Below are 15,032 nucleotides of genomic sequence, written 5' to 3' on the forward strand. Positions count from 1 at the left end.
AACAGAGTATGCCACCGATTACAAATGACTGGGCTGAGCATCTGAAAGAAGAATACAAAAAGCCGTATTATAAAAAGCTGTATCAGACAGTGACGGCTGAGTACGCACAAAAGAACATCTTTCCGCCGGCGGATGATATTTTTAACGCGTTCCACCTGACGCCTTTGAGCAAGGTAAAGGTGGTGATCTTAGGCCAGGACCCATACCACAATGTAGGACAGGCCCACGGGCTGTCTTTTTCTGTGAAGCCGGGAGTACAGACACCGCCGTCCCTGGTCAACATTTACCAGGAACTGCACGATGATTTGGGCTGCTACATACCGAACAACGGATATCTGACCAAATGGGCTGAGCAGGGTGTCCTGCTTTTAAATACTGTTCTGACCGTCCAGGCGCACAAGGCGAATTCCCACAAAGATATCGGATGGGAAGAGTTTACGGACGCTGCGATCCGCATATTAAACGAGCAGGACCGCCCGATCGTCTATCTTCTATGGGGAAGAAATGCCCAGAATAAAAAATGGATGCTTACCAACCCGAAACAGCTGGTGCTTGAAGCCCCTCACCCGAGTCCTTTTTCTGCGTCCAGAGGGTTTTTCGGATGCCGTCATTTCAGCAGGACCAACGAGTTTCTGAAAGAACACGGCATTGAGCCGGTGGACTGGCAGATTGAGAATATATAGGAGCGAAGCATGAATAAAATTGTATTTTTAGACATTGACGGCACTTTGTACTGTGACGGGATCGGTATTCCGGAGTCTGCTCAGAGGGCCGTGGCTGAGCTGATAGACAAAGGGTGTAAAGTGATGCTCTGTACCGGAAGAGCTTACGGCATGGTACCGGAATCCTATATGGAACTGGGTTTTCACGGCATGATCGCGGCGGCAGGAGCCCATGTGATCTGTGAAGGCAGAGAGCTGTGCAATGATCAGGTTTCCGGTGAGAACCTGCGAAAGGTCATTGATTACGGACAAAAACATGGGATCGGGATCGTTTTAGAAGGCGTGAAAGGGAGCTATTATGACCCGGAAAATCAGGACGGTTTTTATCTGAAAGTGGTGGAAAGGCTGAGAGAGACCACGACCCCTTATATATATCCGCTGTCCCAGGCAGAGGCAGTGAACAAATGGACATACCATCACATGGACTTTGCGCAGAAGGAATATGTGGAGGAGATGACCGGGGGAACTATGAGCGGTATCATACATAAAGAAGTGAATTCCGTAGAGTTTATCCCTTCAGGGGTCAATAAAGCCACCGGCATCAGGATGGTGCTGGATCATTTTGGGATCGGCCGGAAAGACAGCTATGCATTTGGAGACAGCGCCAATGACATTGAGATGTTAAATTATGTACAATACGGGGTTGCCATGGGAAATGCAGTCCCTGAACTGCTGGAACAGGCCGAATACAAAACGGAGCCTGCAGACCGGGACGGCCTGGCACTGGGACTGAAACGCCTGGGGCTGATCGGGTAGGAGCTGCCTATGAAAAAAGTTCTGAAAGCATTTGCATCAATCCTTCTGCTGGTACTGGTCTTTATGCTGCCGAATATGGTGTCATCGATCCAGAGCCGCATCCACCAGAAGGAACAAAAGAAGATTGTCACAGAGGTAAAAAAGACCCACAAAGACCTGTTTGAGACCAAGTACGGTTACCAGAGCCTTTCAAAAGAGGGCAAAAGGGTTTACAGCCTCATGTACTATGGGATTTTCAACAGAAAAAAGGAGATCGAGATTGAGCAGGTTACTACAAAGCGGATGGAGGATATTTTAAAGCAGATGGAATCCGACTGCCCTGAACTGTTCTGGTTCGATTTTACCGGAAATATCAAATGGAAGACATCGGGAACGAAGAAAAACGTCGTGTTCCTGCCCCATTATATTTTTACGGAAAAGCAGACCAGACAGTACGATAAGAAATTGAAGAAAAATCTTGCCGTGTATCTTTCCTATGCAGACAAAAAAGAGACGGAATATGAGAAGGTCTATACTGTTTATGAGCATCTGACCAGGAGGATCTCCTACCGGGAGGGCAGCAGATATAATCAAAACCTGATCAGCGGCATGGTCAATGAAGAGACTGTCTGTACAGGATATGCCAAGAGTCTTCAGTATATTTACCAGAAGATGGGCATCCCGTGCCGGATGGTGTACGGAAGGGCCAACGGACAGAATCATGCGTGGAATCTGGTACAGATCGAAGGAACCGACTGTTATGTGGACCCCACCTGGGGAAGCAATAATCAGAAGATGTCCAAGGGGTTTTTCGGGATGACTGAGGAGGAACTTCTGAGGGGACACACTCTGGATCAGGGACTCAAGGTGCCCAAATGCAGTTCAAAGAAGAACAATTATTATGTGAGGCAGAATCATTACTACAGGCAGTTTGAATTGGGGAAGATCTATAACCAGCTCTGTGAACAGAAAAATCAGGGGCAGATCAGTTTTCAGATGGGCAGCCGGAAAGAATATGAGAAGGCCTGCCGGCAGCTGATCACCGACAGAAAGATTTTTGATCTGCTGAGAAGAGTGCCCGGATTCGGGGCAAAAAAGATGGAAGTGACTTATTATACAGACCGCCAGCTATACATTATGACAATTAATTTCAAATAAGAATTATGAGGAAAAACATATGAAGAAATATGTAAAACGATTACTGGTAATGCTTACAGCAACTGTACTGGTGACAGCAGGGACCGTGCCGGCAAAGGCGGCAGAGAGAGGACTTGCCACAAAGGAAGACACAAATGCAGAGAAGCCGTCGATCAACGGAGTCTGCGGAATATTGATGGATGCCAAGACCGGGAAGATCCTCTATGCAAAAAACATTGACAAGAAAAGCTATCCGGCCAGCATCACCAAGATCCTGACGACTTTGGTGGCGATAGAGAACAATGATGATCTGTACTCCACAGTCAAATTCTCCAGACATGCTGTAAACAGCATTGAGCCTGGAAGCACTCACATCGGCATTAAGACCGGCGAGGAGATTCCGCTCATCGACGTCCTGTACGGGATCATGCTGGAATCCGCAAATGAAGCCTGCAATGGTGTCGCGGAGCATACAAGCGGCAGCATCGAAAAATTTGCGGGCCTGATGAATAAAAAAGCGAAAGAAATCGGCTGCAAAGGGTCTCATTTTATGAATCCCAACGGCCTTCACAATGATAAGCATTATGTGACGGCGAGGGATATGGCGTTGATCACGAAAGCGGCTCTTCAAAATCCGATGTTCCGCAAGATCGCATGTTCTTCTCATTATTTTATGTCCGGAACCAACAAGGAGAAAAAGGGCAGAGAGTTATGGAATCACCACAAGATGGTAAAACAGACGATGTTCTTATACAAAGGCGTGGAGGGCGGAAAGACCGGTTATACGACAAGAGCCGGCGGTACTCTCGTAACTTTTGCAAAGCGCGGGGATACGGAACTGATCTCCGTGATCCTGCGGGGAAACGGATATGAATTGTACAGGGATACGATCAAACTGTTTGATTATGGTTTTAAGAATTATAAATCCGTGGCGCCTTTTGCGGGATTAAACTGCGACCTTTCAGAGAGCCGGGAAAATCCGGTCACTCAGATGGCATGTAAACTTTCTCCGTACCAGCTTCCGCTGGGCGGCAGCTTAAGTGACTTTTCTGTGCTGCTGACCAAGGACCAGGATTCTGCTGAGCTGAAAGTATATACCGAGAACAATAAAATTTATGCCTCTTATGGAGATGAAGATCTGGGATCAACCAAGATCAGTTATTAAAAAATTTTCAATGCCGGAAAAGCCCTTTATAAAGATTTTTCCGGCATTATTTTAAATCCGTTCAACACTTTTGTAAACGATAGGGCTGTCATATCGAAAAGTTCTCTTTCCGTTTACTTTCATAATTTCAGAAACTTCTAAATATTCTTCTGAAAAGCGTTCAAATAAAGTGAATTTCAGCACAGGGGAAAACATGCTTTCTGAGGGTTTCAGATCCCTGAAATCAATACCGGTTAAATTTTCGTAGGTAAATGTGTCTTTTTTTAATTCACCGGGAGTTTCGTATGAAGTCAGATTCCTGATTTTATCATTGCAGACCGTATTTTCGTGTTCAGCAAAAGGGAATTCAATTCCGTTCTTTTTCATCTTTTCATATTGTTCAGAGTTTTGAAAGTGTTCTGGTCAGATGGCCCGCATCCAGCTTCAAGGCAAGGGATATTTCTTTGGGCGAACATGTTTCTTTCTTGCCGACAAAAATAAGAATGAACAGCTGTCCGTAAGTTACATTGATCTCTGCAAGTTTTTCCGTACAATACTGCGTAAATTGTTTACGGAGAACTGACACATAAAAGGCAAAAGATTCGGTCATTAATGATTACCTCCATATATTTGACTAAGTCAAATAATATATAATAAAAAAACTGCCCCCAACCGTTAGATTTTTGATCTGACTTTTGGGGGCCGGCTCATCAAGCAATATGTTTTTATATATGGGATTACTGGGGATCTTGTCTCTGCACAAGAATATTTAATGCCTCCGGAACGATAGAAATCTTTACCGGGAGTCCCTCGCTCAGGATCTCACCGTCATAGTCAATGGCGATCTCACTGTCTGTGGATGCCTGTTCGATAAAGATCTCTTTCGTCTGAAAATACTCGATGGACGGGTGATTTTGGTGGCTGCCCTGGAGCCATTTTACTATCAGATCAGGAGTCGTTAAAAATTCGATCTTTTTGAGGATCAAGACGTCCAGATAGCCGTCTGATACAGAAGCCAGCGGTGCGGCGGTCGGGAAACCTCCCACACTTTTTGAGTTGGCTACTAAAAAGACCATGGTCTCCGTGGTTTCTGAAAATTCGCTGCTGGTGTACTTTAATACCATATTTTTGGAAAACTGCTTCGGCAGTTCTTTGATGCCTTCCAGGTAATATGCCATCTTCCCGAGGACTGCTTTTTTGTCTTTCGGAACTTTATAAGCAATATCGGTGAGCAGGCCGCCGGCCAGGACATTGATAAAATATTCATCGTTGACCTTACCGATATCCACTTTTTTTGTCTGGAAATTCTTTATCATACCACAGAACTCTTTGGCTGTCTGAGGCAGGTTCATATAAGTGGCAAAGTCATTGACAGTTCCTGCGGAGATGATAGCCAGGGGGATATTACTCTGGCTGACCACTAGTCCGTTGGACACTTCGTTTAAGGTACCGTCACCACCCACAGAGACAACATAGTCGTATTCTCCGGGCTTTAAGGCTGCCGCCCGGTGCTTTGCATCATCTTTTTTCTTTGTATAAAAAACATCAATGTGTGGAGTGATTTGTTTTAAGATCAAAGTCGACATGATTTCCTGCAGTGTAGCTTCAACATTTTGTTTCCCCGAAGAGGGATTGATGATAAATAAGGCTTTCATGAGATCCTCCTTGTTGTATTCCATTCCCCGCAATTATGTACGGAAGATTATTTTACTTAGAGTTTACCATAGAAAGGCCGGGGTCGCAATGTTCAAAAAAGTTGACATTACAATGAGTACCTCTTGTATTTCTAAATAAACTATTTATTGTGAGAATGAACCAAGGCGAAAGGATAAGGAGAGATGAGGGACGAAAACTTCTGTAAAAATCTTTGTTCATATGTGGAGAAGGCAAAGCAGGGAGATGAGACAGCGTATGAACATCTGAACCGGCAGCCCGGGCATCGGTTCTTCCTGCCTGAAAGTGATCCTGACCTGAAATCATAAGGTGACATTTGATACTGACGGAGGGAAAGAGATTCCTGAGGAACAGACGGTGAAAGACTTCATCCGTGACTTTGAGAGATGCTGCGGTGAGAGGAAGACCGTGTTGGATTTTTAGAAAAAAAGAGATGTCAGCCGTTAGCATGAAGGGCTCTGGAATTGTACCAGAGTCCTTTTTGTGATTTTAACCACTTTAATAAAAATATGTGCATTTTGTCTTGACAAAGAGGGTTTAGGTGGATATAATAAACCTACAGAGAACATAATCACACTTATATGAAAGTATGAACACAAAGGTGTATAAAACAAAAACAGGAGGATATTATTTTGAAGGTTTACAGACAGGAAAAGCTCAACAAAGATCTGCCGGGGATCATTTTGCTGAGCCACGGACCGTTTGCAGTCTCACTGGTAGAAACTGCACAGATGATTTTCGGAGACAGTGAAAACATCGCAGCCTTTTCTCTGGAAGCGGGAGATGATATTGACAAGTACAGAGAAGATTTTGCGGAAATGATTGAAGCATTTCCGGAGGGAAGCCTGATTATGGTTGACTTGTTCGGCGGAACACCGTGCAACCAGGTCATGAGATACATTCAGGAGACAGGAAAGGCACTGGAAGTTGCGGCAGGGATGAATTTACCTATGCTGATCAATGCAGTAATGTCCAGGGAAGAACTCAAAGGAAAAGAATTCAGCATGGACACTGTGGAAAATGGAAAAAAAGGAATCTTCAGAATCGATGTGGAAGGATTTCTTAATGATGACGATGATGAGTAAACAACCATAAATATAAAAAAGGAGAGAGCGTATGGCAAAGAAATTAGCAGTAAGAGTGGACGATCGGTTAATTCACGGGCAGGTGGTAACGCAGTGGGTCAATGTCTTTAAAGCGCAGCACATCGTGGTCATAGACAACAATGTGGCGAAAGACAAGATGCAGAAAAGCGTATTAAAGTTCGCAGCGCCGCCGGATATCAAAGTCAGTATTTTCTCTGTGGACAAAGCAGTGGAAGCATGGGAGAAAAATCAGTTCGGGACGAAAAATGTGTTCGTACTTTTCAGGGATGTAAATCAGATCGCCGAACTCCAGGAAAAAGGGGTGTCCTTTGAAGAGATAACCATCGGACAGATGGCGATCATCAATGACAGAAAGCAGATTTATAAACAGGTAGGTTTGTCAGAGAGTGAGGCACAGACTTTAATGGATATTGAAAAGACCGGAGTGAAGTTATATTTCCAGATGCAGCCTACAGACAAAAAAGAGTCGTTGGAGATCATGAAGAAAACATTTCCTGATCTGCACTAATTTATTTACATAGGAGGAGAGAAACTATGACGATTACAATTTTACAGGCTGTTCTGCTTGGTTTATTCTGCGGGATAGCAAAATGCTGTGTTCCTTATACAGCCGGCGCTTTCATGTTCAATACCGTCATTTTTAACGCGGTGGTTGTCGGAGCCGTGCTCGGAGACATGCCGCAGGCGATGATTATAGGAGCATCACTGCAGCTGATTTACCTGGGAGTCATCTCAGCGGGCGGAAATCAGCCGTCAGATCCTTGTCTGGCCGCTTATATAGCAATTCCGGTTGCTATGGCTTCCGGGCTGAACACTACAGCAGCAGTTGCCTTGGCAGTGCCGGTTGGACTTCTGGGAGCACAGATTACAAATCTGATCTATTTAATGGCCGGATTTTTTGCCCAGAAAGGCGATACATTCGTAGAAAAGGGCAATGCGGCAGGGATGACCAGATGGTCGGTTATATACTGTGCCATCGCAAGAATTATCTGCTTTGGTGTCCCGGTTGCTATCGCGTTATATTTCGGAAGCGGTGCTCTTCAGGGTGTGCTGGATAACATACCTGCAGCAGTGACAAATGGCTTATCTGCAATGGGAGCCTGTCTTCCGGCCGTTGGTTTTGCCATCATTGCGAACCTGATTTCAAAACCAAAATATATTCCGTTTTTCTTTGCAGGCTTTTTCCTGATCCAGTATACGAAGATCGGAACCATTCCCCTGCTGATGGTGGGAGGATTCCTGACATTCCTTTACATCACATTTAAATCCAACGAGTTCCAGGGGGAGACAGACGAGGATGATGACGACGAAGATGAGGAAGAAGAACCGGCAGAGAAGCTGCTGAGCAAAAAAGATATTCTGAAATCCTGGGTGATCTGGTGGTTCAGCGCAGAGACCTGCCACAGCTTCGAGAGAATGCAGGCACCAAGCTTTTGTACCTCTTTAGTGCCGGCACTGAAAAAGTTCTATCCCGGAGAGGAAAACAAACCGCGCTATATTGAGGCATTAAAAAGAAATATGACATTCTTTAACACAGAAGCACACTGGGGTGGAGGACCGATCCTCGGACTTACCTTAGCGCTGGAAGAAAAGAAGTCACGCAATTACGAAGCGATTCCGGGAGAAGTTATTATGAATCTGAAAACCGGTTTAATGGGACCGCTGGCAGGTATCGGTGATACGATTTCATGGTCAACCCTGATGTACCTTCTGATCGGTTTATTCCTTCCGCTTGCCAAGAAAGGAAATCCATTGGGCGGCATCGGGCCAATTGTACTGCTGACCGTGATCTGCTTTGGAATCGGATATTTTTTGACACAGAAATGCTATACTTTCGGATACTCTTTTGCAGAAAATATGCTGAAGTCAGGCTTAGTCAACAAGATCATTGCAGGAGCAAGTATTTTAGGACTGTTTATGATGGGAGGGCTTGCCTCTACCTATGTGACAGTATCCACACCGATTAAATTTGCCACAAGCGCATACACTACGACACTCCAGTCCATTTTTGACTCTATCGTACCGGGACTGCTTCCGCTGATCGTTGTGCTCTGTGTATGGGGATATCTTTCAAAAGTAAAAAGAAATTATTTTGCGGCCACTTTGGGAGTTACAATAGTCTCTTTAGTATTGGGATGCTTGGGAGTTATTATTTAATTGAGCTGATTCTTTCGATTGACGTGTCCTCCCGGAGTTATGTATACTAGAAATATAGATTGAAAACAGAAAGGCGTGGGCAAATTGAGAGAAGAAAGATTCATCATCAAAGTAGTAGAAATGCACTATAAACAGGGAATGTCACAGCTGGAGATAGGGAAAAAGCTGAATGTCTCGAGGACGACCATCTCGAGGACCCTGGCTCAGGCCAGAAAAGAAGGATACGTGCAGATTAAAATCAATTATCCGGACGGGGCCATGACAAGTACAGAGACAATCCTGGAAGAAAAGTTTCATTTAAAAGAGGCAGTGATCGCCTGTGTAAAAGATGGTGAAGAACTCAGCGAAGAAATTGCCTTTTATGCGTCAGACTATATACTGAGAACGCTGAAGAACCATATGACTCTGGCCCTCACAAGAGGGGTGACCCTGCAGAAGACGGTGGAGTGTCTGGCCAAGGACGTGAGACTGAGGTTCCTCAAAGTGGATGACGTCAACGTAGTGCCGCTGATGGCGACGACCAATATTCCGCCCACGGCAGAAAAAGCATACCGCCTGGCCTATTCTAATTACCTGATCGATGAAGTGGCAAGGATCATCAACGGCAACGGTTATCAGCTGCTGGCGCCGCAGTATGTGACCTCCTCGGAAGTAAAAGAACATTTTCTGAATGAAGACAGTGTAAAAGAAGTCATGGATCTGGCCAGATCCGCAGATGTGGCAGTGATGGGAATTGGAACCATCAGCCAGAATTCGGCTATCATCAATGCAGAGATCATTCCGGTGGAAGAGTTTGATCGAATGCAGGAAAAGGGCGGAACAGGAGAGATTCTCTCACATGTTGTCAATGAGAACGGAGAACTCATCGAAGATGATTTTGAAGGAAGGCTGATCAGTTTAAGCCTGGATGACCTGAAGAAAATACCGATCCGTGTCGGCGTCGCTTACGGCATGGAGAAAAAGGATGCGATCTTAAGCGTCCTGAAAGGCCGGCTGATCAATGTGCTCATCACAGATGACGAAGTGGCAGAGTATCTGGCAAAAGTAGAATTATAATCATAAAATCCCAAAGAAGCATGTTCTTTGGGATTTTTTCTTTTGATATAGAAAGGCAGAAAAATGGAGATTTGTATTAAAGAAAAGTTAGAAGAGAAAACACCTCATGCATTTGAGAAGAAAGTCCTGGACAGGGAGATGGCAAAAGGGGAGCCGAGGGTCGGCATGTTCTATCAGAAAAACCAGGTTCCGTCGGAGGATCTGGATCTGGCCCTTCTGCGGACAGAGATGAAACGGGAAGGAGAGGATATTACCACAAGTGAAATCCAGGAGCTCTCTAAGATTATTAAAATAAAAGATCATATGATCAATATCCATATATACAGGGGAAAGGACACCGGAAAGAAAAAGAATGCGGTGCTGTTCATCCATGGGGGTGCATTTTTTGGCGGGGATGTAAAGACAAAAGGTAACCAGTGCCGGTATCTGGCAGAACAGGCAGATGCAGTGGTGATCTCACCGGAATACCGTCTGGCCCCGGAGACTCCATTTCCGGGAGCGGTAGATGATGTGATGGGGACTTTAGACTGGATTACAGAACATGCGGAAAAACTGAAGATCGATGAGGATAAGATTGCAGTCATGGGAGAGAGTGCAGGCGGCACTCTGGCTGCCAACTGCTGTCTTATGGATCAAAAAGAGAGAATCAAGCTGGCGGTTTATATTTATGGAGCCCTTGATCTGACTCCGGCAGAGAGGACACCGTATCACTGGGACTATTCTTTATATGACATGTATGAGGGGCAGAAGGATTATATTATGAACCGTCTGTTCCGTTTTAAAGAATTGACAGATTACATGGAAGACCTGTATGTGCAGAATGGATACTCCACAATGGACGGGGAGGTGTCTCCGCTCTACGCAGAAGATTTATCGAAAATGCCTAAGACTTTGATGGTTGAGGCAGAATTTGACTACTTTAAAATATGCAATGACGAATTTGTAAAGCGGCTCACTGAGGCGGGGATAAATACGGAGGTGATCCTGTATGAGGGCCTGGATCACGGATTTTTTGACCGGATCGGCTCACTTTTCCAGGCGGAAGACTGTATCCGGGAGATCGCCGAAAGAGTAAAAAGATTGTAGAAAAAGGAAATCTCCAATCCGTATCCGGGCACTGTGAATCTGGGATGATTGCAGTTTTAAAATAATTGTGGTAGGATTTGAAGAGAAAAATAAAATAAACTGGTGTGCCCGGATGAAATCCTGTTTGCAGGAGAAAACAGAACGGAAGACTGCCGGAAGCGGACATATGCCTGAGGGCTGTGTCTGCTTTTGGCAGTCGTTTTTTATTTAAGGAGGTTTTAAAATGTATGTAATGGTTGATCATTATGATTCCTATGTATATAATCTGGTGAGGGAATTTCAGATTCTGGGAGCAGAAATAAAACCGGTAAGGAGTGACTGCGCAGATTTTGAATCTCTGGAGCGGCTGCACGGGCAGAAGAAACTTCAGGGGCTGATCCTTTCTCCCGGTCCCGGAAGTCCCGGGGACTGTGTAAAATCCGTGGAGCTGGTGAGGAGGTTTACAGGCAGGGTTCCGATCCTCGGAGTATGTTTAGGGCATCAGATCATCTGTCATGCTTTCGGCTGCTGCATCATCAAAGGGTCAAGACCTATGCATGGGAAACTGACGCCTGTAAGGCACAGACAGGAGGAACTGTTCACAGGGCTTCCTCAGGATTTTCTTGTGACCAGATATCACTCTCTGACCGCGGACAAAGCAAGCCTTCCAGAGGCACTCAGGATAGACGCTGTCTCCCCGGACCGGGAGGTGATGGCGGTCAGCCACAGGTCAGAGCCGGTCTGGGGTGTTCAGTTTCACCCGGAAGCGGTACTTACGGAATATGGACTGGAACTGCTTGCAAATTATATGAGGCTGTGTGAGAGGTGGAAAGCATGAAGACAAAAGTAAAAAAGCTTAATTTTTATAAAGAGCCGGAAGAGGCTTTTTATCCGTACAGGAACGAAAAGTATGCCGTGTTTCTTGACTCTTCCATGAAGAATGAACAGGGCAGATATTCTGTCATCGCCCTGGAACCTTATCTTATTCTGGAGGAGGAAAATGGAGTGTGCAAAATAAACGAAGACATTTCCGGCGATCCTGTCGAGAAAGTTCTGGATCATTATCTGAAATTATATAAAGAAGAAAATATCACAGGACTGCCTGTGGTTTCCGGGGCATTTGGGTATTTGTCTTACGACTTCGGAAGGAAATTTGAGAAGATCCCGTCCAGACATGCAAAGACTTTAAAAATTCCGGATGCTGTGTTCGCTTTTTATGACCGTCTCATCATAGCGGACCAGAAAGAGAGAAGGCTTTATCTGGCCTCAAGAGAGGAACTCACCGGCGCCGCTGAAGCTTTTCAGGAGATGGAAGAGACACTGCTGAAAAATGCGGCCCCGGAGGTTTTGCAAAAACAGGAGGGGAGAACGCAGTTTTTTCCGGATTTCAGGAAGGAAGAGTATGAGAGAGCCGTGGAACAGATGATTACCTATATTGAAGAAGGGGATATTTATATTGCCAACATGACACAGCAGCTTTCAATCCCGGGAAAAGGAAGGTGTTATGATGTATTCCGATACCTGCGCACCTGCAATCCGTCTCCGTTTGGCGCCTATATGAATTATGGGGAATTCCAGGTGATCTGTGCATCGCCGGAGCGTTTTCTGAAAATACAAGACGGCACCGCTGTGACGAGGCCAATCAAGGGAACCAGAAGAAGGGGTGAAACCGAAGAGGAAGATGCAATGCTGAGAAGGCAGCTTTCAGAGTCGGAAAAAGACAGAAGCGAACTGCTGATGATCGTGGATCTGGAACGGAATGACTTAAACCGTGTGTGTACGCCCGGCAGTGTCCGGGTGCCGGAACATTGTGTGCCGGAGGAGTATGCCACCGTGTTTCATTTAGTCAGCACCGTGACAGGGAAACTGGAAGACCATATGTCTGTGGACAGGCTGATAAAAGCCATGTTTCCGGGGGGATCGGTAACCGGGGCTCCGAAGATCCGGGCGATGGAGATCATTGACCGGCTGGAGCGGAGCAGAAGGGGACTCTATACCGGTTCCATCGGATATTTCTCGCTGAACGGGGACTGTGACTTCAATATTGTGATCCGCACAGCAGTTTATAAGGACGGAAGATACCATCTGGGCGTGGGCGGCGGCATCACATGGGAATCAGACCCGGAGTTTGAATACGAGGAAATGATGCAGAAAGCAAAAGCGGTGCTGGAAGCCATCGCGGCAGGAGAGAGGAGACAGGAATCATGAGATTGCAGCCGGATGAAGGATATTATTTTGGAATCGGGGCTTTTGAGACAATGGCTCTGGAAGACGGAGTCCCGGTGTTTTTTGATCGGCATATGGAAAGGCTTGAGGGAGCTGCAAAATATTTCGGAATACCTTTTCAAAGAGAACCGGTAGAAAGAATGGTGTGGGATTATCTGGACCGGAACAAAGAAAAGCTTTCCGGGCATGATGCCCTGAAGGCTGCGGTGTCAGAGAAAAATTTTGTGGTTTCAGTGCATCCAAACCCATATGCGGGAAAAGATTCAGATACAATGGTTCGCACAGAGTACAGCCAGATCCGAAGAAACGAAACATCACCGCTCACATACTATAAGACACTAAACTATGCAGAAAATCTAATGGAAAAGAGGAAGGCAGCACAACAGGGATTTGACGAAGCTGTCTTTCTGAACGGAAAAGGAGAGATCACAGAGGGGACCGTATCCAATGTGTTTTTTGTAAAGGACGGGAAGCTTTATACCCCGCCGGTTTCCTGCGGGATGCTTCCTGGTATCATGAGAGAATATGTATGCCGGTCCTTTCAGGCAGAAGAGACTGTCATCCGGCCGGAGGACATAAAAATGTACGATGAAATGTTTCTGACCAATTCCCTTATGGGTGTTATGACTGTGGAGAGTCTGGGAGAGCATCAGTTTCACTCTGTCAAGACGGCACAGAGGCTGAGACGCCGGTGCAGCCCGGGGCATTTTCAGCCTGCCCTCTAGGTCTCTTTTCTGTCGTAGGTGCCTTTGATCCCCATCTGTTCCCGATACTTTGCGACAGTCCTTCTGGAGATAGAGATTCCCTTCTCTTTTAAAAGGGTGCAGAGCTTTTGGTCACTGTACGGCTTCCTCGGGTCTTCTGAGGCGACTAGTTTTTTTAAGATCGTCTTGATATCTCCTGTGCTGATGGATGTGCCGGAGGCAGGAGCAGCGCCGGAAAACAGAGATCTCATGGAGACGATGCCGCACGGAAACTGAAGATATTTGCCTTTGATGCCGCGGCTCACCGTGGAGACGTGCGTGTTGATATCCCCGGCGACGTTGTTCATGGTCATAGGCTTCAGACAGCCATGGTTTAAAAAGAAATCAGGCTGTCTTGCAAGAATGGCTTCTGTGATCTTTAACATGGTCTGTCTGCGATGGTCAATGCTTGCGATGATAAAACGGCACCGCTTATATTTTTTTTGAAAATATTCTTTCAGTTCCGGGTCTTTTGCGTCTCTGAGCATTTTTACATAATAGTCGTTCAGAGAATAATTTCCTACCCAGTCGTCGTTCAGCCGGATATCCCACTGGCCTTCCTGGTATGTGACGATGATATCCGGCGTGATATATTCGGTCCTCGCCGTTGAAAATCCCTGGAGCGGCTTGGAATTCAGGTTACGGATGACGGCAATGTTTTTTCGGACTTCTGCCGTACTGATCTTTAATTTCCTGGAAATGGTGCTGATATGGCCCAGGGCAATGTCATCCAGATGATCCAGAATGATCGTCTCCAGGATATCGGTTTTTTTGCCTTTCACCTCCAGCTGTTTGAGCAGACACTGGGACAGATTTTCAGAAAAGATTCCTACAGGTTCCAGATCGGAGAGCACGTCATAGCACATCCTGATCTCATGTTCCGGGATGGTTAAGAGAACGGAAAGTTCATGAACAGAAATCTTAAAGAAACCGCCGGAGTCCAGGCAGTCGATCATGAACTTCATGGTCTGCCATTCCATCGGTGTAAAATCGTTCTGGTTCAGCTGATCCAGCAAAAAGGTTTTGACTTCCTCCGTGTTTTCGGCCGGGATGTCAAAACTCTGGCTTTCAGAAACGGTATAGGAAGAGGAGGGCGGTGAATAATCCAGGATTGGATTTTCTATATATTCATTTTGCAGGAACTCAGACAGCTCCCCATTATCCAGTGCCAGTATATTCAAAGACTGGATCTGTGACTGGGACAGCTGCTGCTTTTGGTTCAGTTCCAGGCTTGTGCGGTAAGACGTATCCACGAAATCCTCCTCCT

At 45.8% G+C, this 15,032-nt stretch carries 17 protein-coding genes; 13 read left to right on the forward strand and 4 right to left on the reverse strand.

All coding sequences use genetic code 11. The features are described 5' to 3' along the window. Nucleotides 1-8: 8 nt before the first annotated feature. Genes CI597_RS11660 through CI597_RS11675 form a run of 4 tightly spaced genes read left to right on the forward strand, consistent with a single transcriptional unit; the run spans nt 9 to nt 3,759 of the window. Nucleotides 9-683 (forward strand): uracil-DNA glycosylase, encoded by a 675-nt coding sequence (locus CI597_RS11660; protein WP_024728546.1) that lies wholly within the window; start codon nt 9-11, stop codon nt 681-683. A gap of 9 nt (nt 684-692) precedes the next feature. After that, the gene (locus CI597_RS11665) at nt 693-1,478 is read left to right on the forward strand and encodes a Cof-type HAD-IIB family hydrolase (RefSeq protein ID WP_024728545.1); all 786 of its coding nucleotides are present in this window, start codon (nt 693-695) and stop codon (nt 1,476-1,478) included. 9 nt (nt 1,479-1,487) lie between these two features. Beyond that, on the forward strand, nt 1,488-2,615 hold the full coding sequence (locus tag CI597_RS11670; RefSeq protein WP_024728544.1) for a transglutaminase domain-containing protein: 1,128 nt from the start codon (nt 1,488-1,490) through the stop codon (nt 2,613-2,615). A 19-nt stretch (nt 2,616-2,634) separates the two neighbouring features. Next, nucleotides 2,635-3,759, forward strand: a complete 1,125-nt coding sequence (locus CI597_RS11675; protein ID WP_024728543.1) for a D-alanyl-D-alanine carboxypeptidase family protein — start codon at nt 2,635-2,637, stop codon at nt 3,757-3,759. A 51-nt stretch (nt 3,760-3,810) separates the two neighbouring features. Here the strand turns inward: CI597_RS11675 and CI597_RS11680 are convergent, their stop codons facing one another. The 3 genes from CI597_RS11680 to CI597_RS11690 form a co-directional block, all read right to left on the reverse strand. Continuing rightward, on the reverse strand, nt 3,811-4,125 hold the full coding sequence (locus CI597_RS11680; RefSeq protein WP_024728542.1) for a hypothetical protein: 315 nt from the start codon (nt 4,123-4,125) through the stop codon (nt 3,811-3,813). A 13-nt stretch (nt 4,126-4,138) separates the two neighbouring features. After that, nucleotides 4,139-4,348: a hypothetical protein gene (locus tag CI597_RS11685; RefSeq protein ID WP_024728541.1), complete on the reverse strand. Its 210-nt coding sequence runs from the start codon at nt 4,346-4,348 to the stop codon at nt 4,139-4,141. A 127-nt stretch (nt 4,349-4,475) separates the two neighbouring features. Further along, nucleotides 4,476-5,393, reverse strand: coding sequence for a diacylglycerol/lipid kinase family protein (locus CI597_RS11690; protein WP_024728540.1), 918 nt, complete (start codon nt 5,391-5,393; stop codon nt 4,476-4,478). 183 nt (nt 5,394-5,576) lie between these two features. Here CI597_RS11690 and CI597_RS17975 point away from each other — a divergent pair, with 183 nt between their 5' ends. The 9 genes from CI597_RS17975 to CI597_RS11730 all read left to right on the forward strand — a co-directional run bounded on the left by CI597_RS17975 (nt 5,577) and on the right by CI597_RS11730 (nt 13,747). Next, nucleotides 5,577-5,720, forward strand: a complete 144-nt coding sequence (locus CI597_RS17975) for a hypothetical protein (RefSeq protein WP_155854033.1) — start codon at nt 5,577-5,579, stop codon at nt 5,718-5,720. 324 nt (nt 5,721-6,044) lie between these two features. Continuing rightward, entirely contained in the window at nt 6,045-6,497 is a 453-nt protein-coding gene (locus CI597_RS11695) for a PTS sugar transporter subunit IIA (protein ID WP_024728539.1), read from the forward strand. 31 nt (nt 6,498-6,528) lie between these two features. Then, nucleotides 6,529-7,026: a PTS sugar transporter subunit IIB gene (locus tag CI597_RS11700; RefSeq protein ID WP_024728538.1), complete on the forward strand. Its 498-nt coding sequence runs from the start codon at nt 6,529-6,531 to the stop codon at nt 7,024-7,026. 26 nt (nt 7,027-7,052) lie between these two features. Continuing rightward, on the forward strand, nt 7,053-8,675 hold the full coding sequence (locus tag CI597_RS11705) for a PTS system mannose/fructose/sorbose family transporter subunit IID (RefSeq protein WP_024728537.1): 1,623 nt from the start codon (nt 7,053-7,055) through the stop codon (nt 8,673-8,675). Nucleotides 8,676-8,750: 75 nt separating this feature from the next. Further along, nucleotides 8,751-9,731, forward strand: coding sequence for a sugar-binding transcriptional regulator (locus tag CI597_RS11710; protein ID WP_186992512.1), 981 nt, complete (start codon nt 8,751-8,753; stop codon nt 9,729-9,731). A 63-nt stretch (nt 9,732-9,794) separates the two neighbouring features. Further along, nucleotides 9,795-10,817, forward strand: coding sequence for an alpha/beta hydrolase (locus CI597_RS11715; protein WP_024728535.1), 1,023 nt, complete (start codon nt 9,795-9,797; stop codon nt 10,815-10,817). Nucleotides 10,818-11,040: 223 nt separating this feature from the next. Beyond that, nucleotides 11,041-11,634 carry an anthranilate synthase component II gene (locus CI597_RS11720; RefSeq protein ID WP_024728534.1) on the forward strand — a complete coding sequence of 198 codons (594 nt, stop codon included), beginning with the start codon at nt 11,041-11,043 and terminating at the stop codon, nt 11,632-11,634. Next, on the forward strand, nt 11,631-13,004 hold the full coding sequence (pabB, locus tag CI597_RS11725; RefSeq protein WP_024728533.1) for an aminodeoxychorismate synthase component I: 1,374 nt from the start codon (nt 11,631-11,633) through the stop codon (nt 13,002-13,004). Before CI597_RS11720 ends, pabB begins: the two co-directional genes overlap by 4 nt. Further along, complete coding sequence (locus CI597_RS11730; protein ID WP_024728532.1) at nt 13,001-13,747, forward strand: aminotransferase class IV; 747 nt, start codon at nt 13,001-13,003, stop codon at nt 13,745-13,747. Before pabB ends, CI597_RS11730 begins: the two co-directional genes overlap by 4 nt. On the opposite strand, the gene rpoN is transcribed toward CI597_RS11730, so the two are convergent. Further along, a complete protein-coding gene (gene rpoN / locus CI597_RS11735) occupies nt 13,744-15,018 on the reverse strand; it encodes an RNA polymerase factor sigma-54 (RefSeq protein WP_024728531.1) in 1,275 nt (424 codons plus the stop codon). The two genes, CI597_RS11730 and rpoN, sit on opposite strands and share 4 nt — an antisense overlap. Nucleotides 15,019-15,032 lie beyond the last annotated feature (14 nt).

The organism is Anaerostipes hominis (ex Lee et al. 2021), from assembly GCF_002270485.1.
Taxonomy (GTDB): Bacteria; Bacillota; Clostridia; order Lachnospirales; family Lachnospiraceae; genus Anaerostipes; species Anaerostipes hominis.

What these genes read in the sequence shown, in the direction of transcription:
- CI597_RS11715 (WP_024728535.1), top strand. Translation starts at nt 9,795, where the DNA reads ATGGAGATTTGTATTAAAGAAAAGTTAGAAGAGAAAACACCTCATGCA.
- CI597_RS11685 (WP_024728541.1), bottom strand. Translation starts at nt 4,348, where the DNA reads ATGACCGAATCTTTTGCCTTTTATGTGTCAGTTCTCCGTAAACAATTT.
- CI597_RS11705 (WP_024728537.1), top strand. Translation starts at nt 7,053, where the DNA reads ATGACGATTACAATTTTACAGGCTGTTCTGCTTGGTTTATTCTGCGGG.
- CI597_RS11700 (WP_024728538.1), top strand. Translation starts at nt 6,529, where the DNA reads ATGGCAAAGAAATTAGCAGTAAGAGTGGACGATCGGTTAATTCACGGG.
- CI597_RS11720 (WP_024728534.1), top strand. Translation starts at nt 11,041, where the DNA reads ATGTATGTAATGGTTGATCATTATGATTCCTATGTATATAATCTGGTG.
- CI597_RS17975 (WP_155854033.1), top strand. Translation starts at nt 5,577, where the DNA reads ATGAGGGACGAAAACTTCTGTAAAAATCTTTGTTCATATGTGGAGAAG.
- pabB (WP_024728533.1), top strand. Translation starts at nt 11,631, where the DNA reads ATGAAGACAAAAGTAAAAAAGCTTAATTTTTATAAAGAGCCGGAAGAG.
- CI597_RS11680 (WP_024728542.1), bottom strand. Translation starts at nt 4,125, where the DNA reads ATGAAAAAGAACGGAATTGAATTCCCTTTTGCTGAACACGAAAATACG.
- CI597_RS11660 (WP_024728546.1), top strand. Translation starts at nt 9, where the DNA reads ATGCCACCGATTACAAATGACTGGGCTGAGCATCTGAAAGAAGAATAC.
- CI597_RS11675 (WP_024728543.1), top strand. Translation starts at nt 2,635, where the DNA reads ATGAAGAAATATGTAAAACGATTACTGGTAATGCTTACAGCAACTGTA.
- CI597_RS11665 (WP_024728545.1), top strand. Translation starts at nt 693, where the DNA reads ATGAATAAAATTGTATTTTTAGACATTGACGGCACTTTGTACTGTGAC.
- CI597_RS11670 (WP_024728544.1), top strand. Translation starts at nt 1,488, where the DNA reads ATGAAAAAAGTTCTGAAAGCATTTGCATCAATCCTTCTGCTGGTACTG.
- CI597_RS11730 (WP_024728532.1), top strand. Translation starts at nt 13,001, where the DNA reads ATGAGATTGCAGCCGGATGAAGGATATTATTTTGGAATCGGGGCTTTT.
- CI597_RS11690 (WP_024728540.1), bottom strand. Translation starts at nt 5,393, where the DNA reads ATGAAAGCCTTATTTATCATCAATCCCTCTTCGGGGAAACAAAATGTT.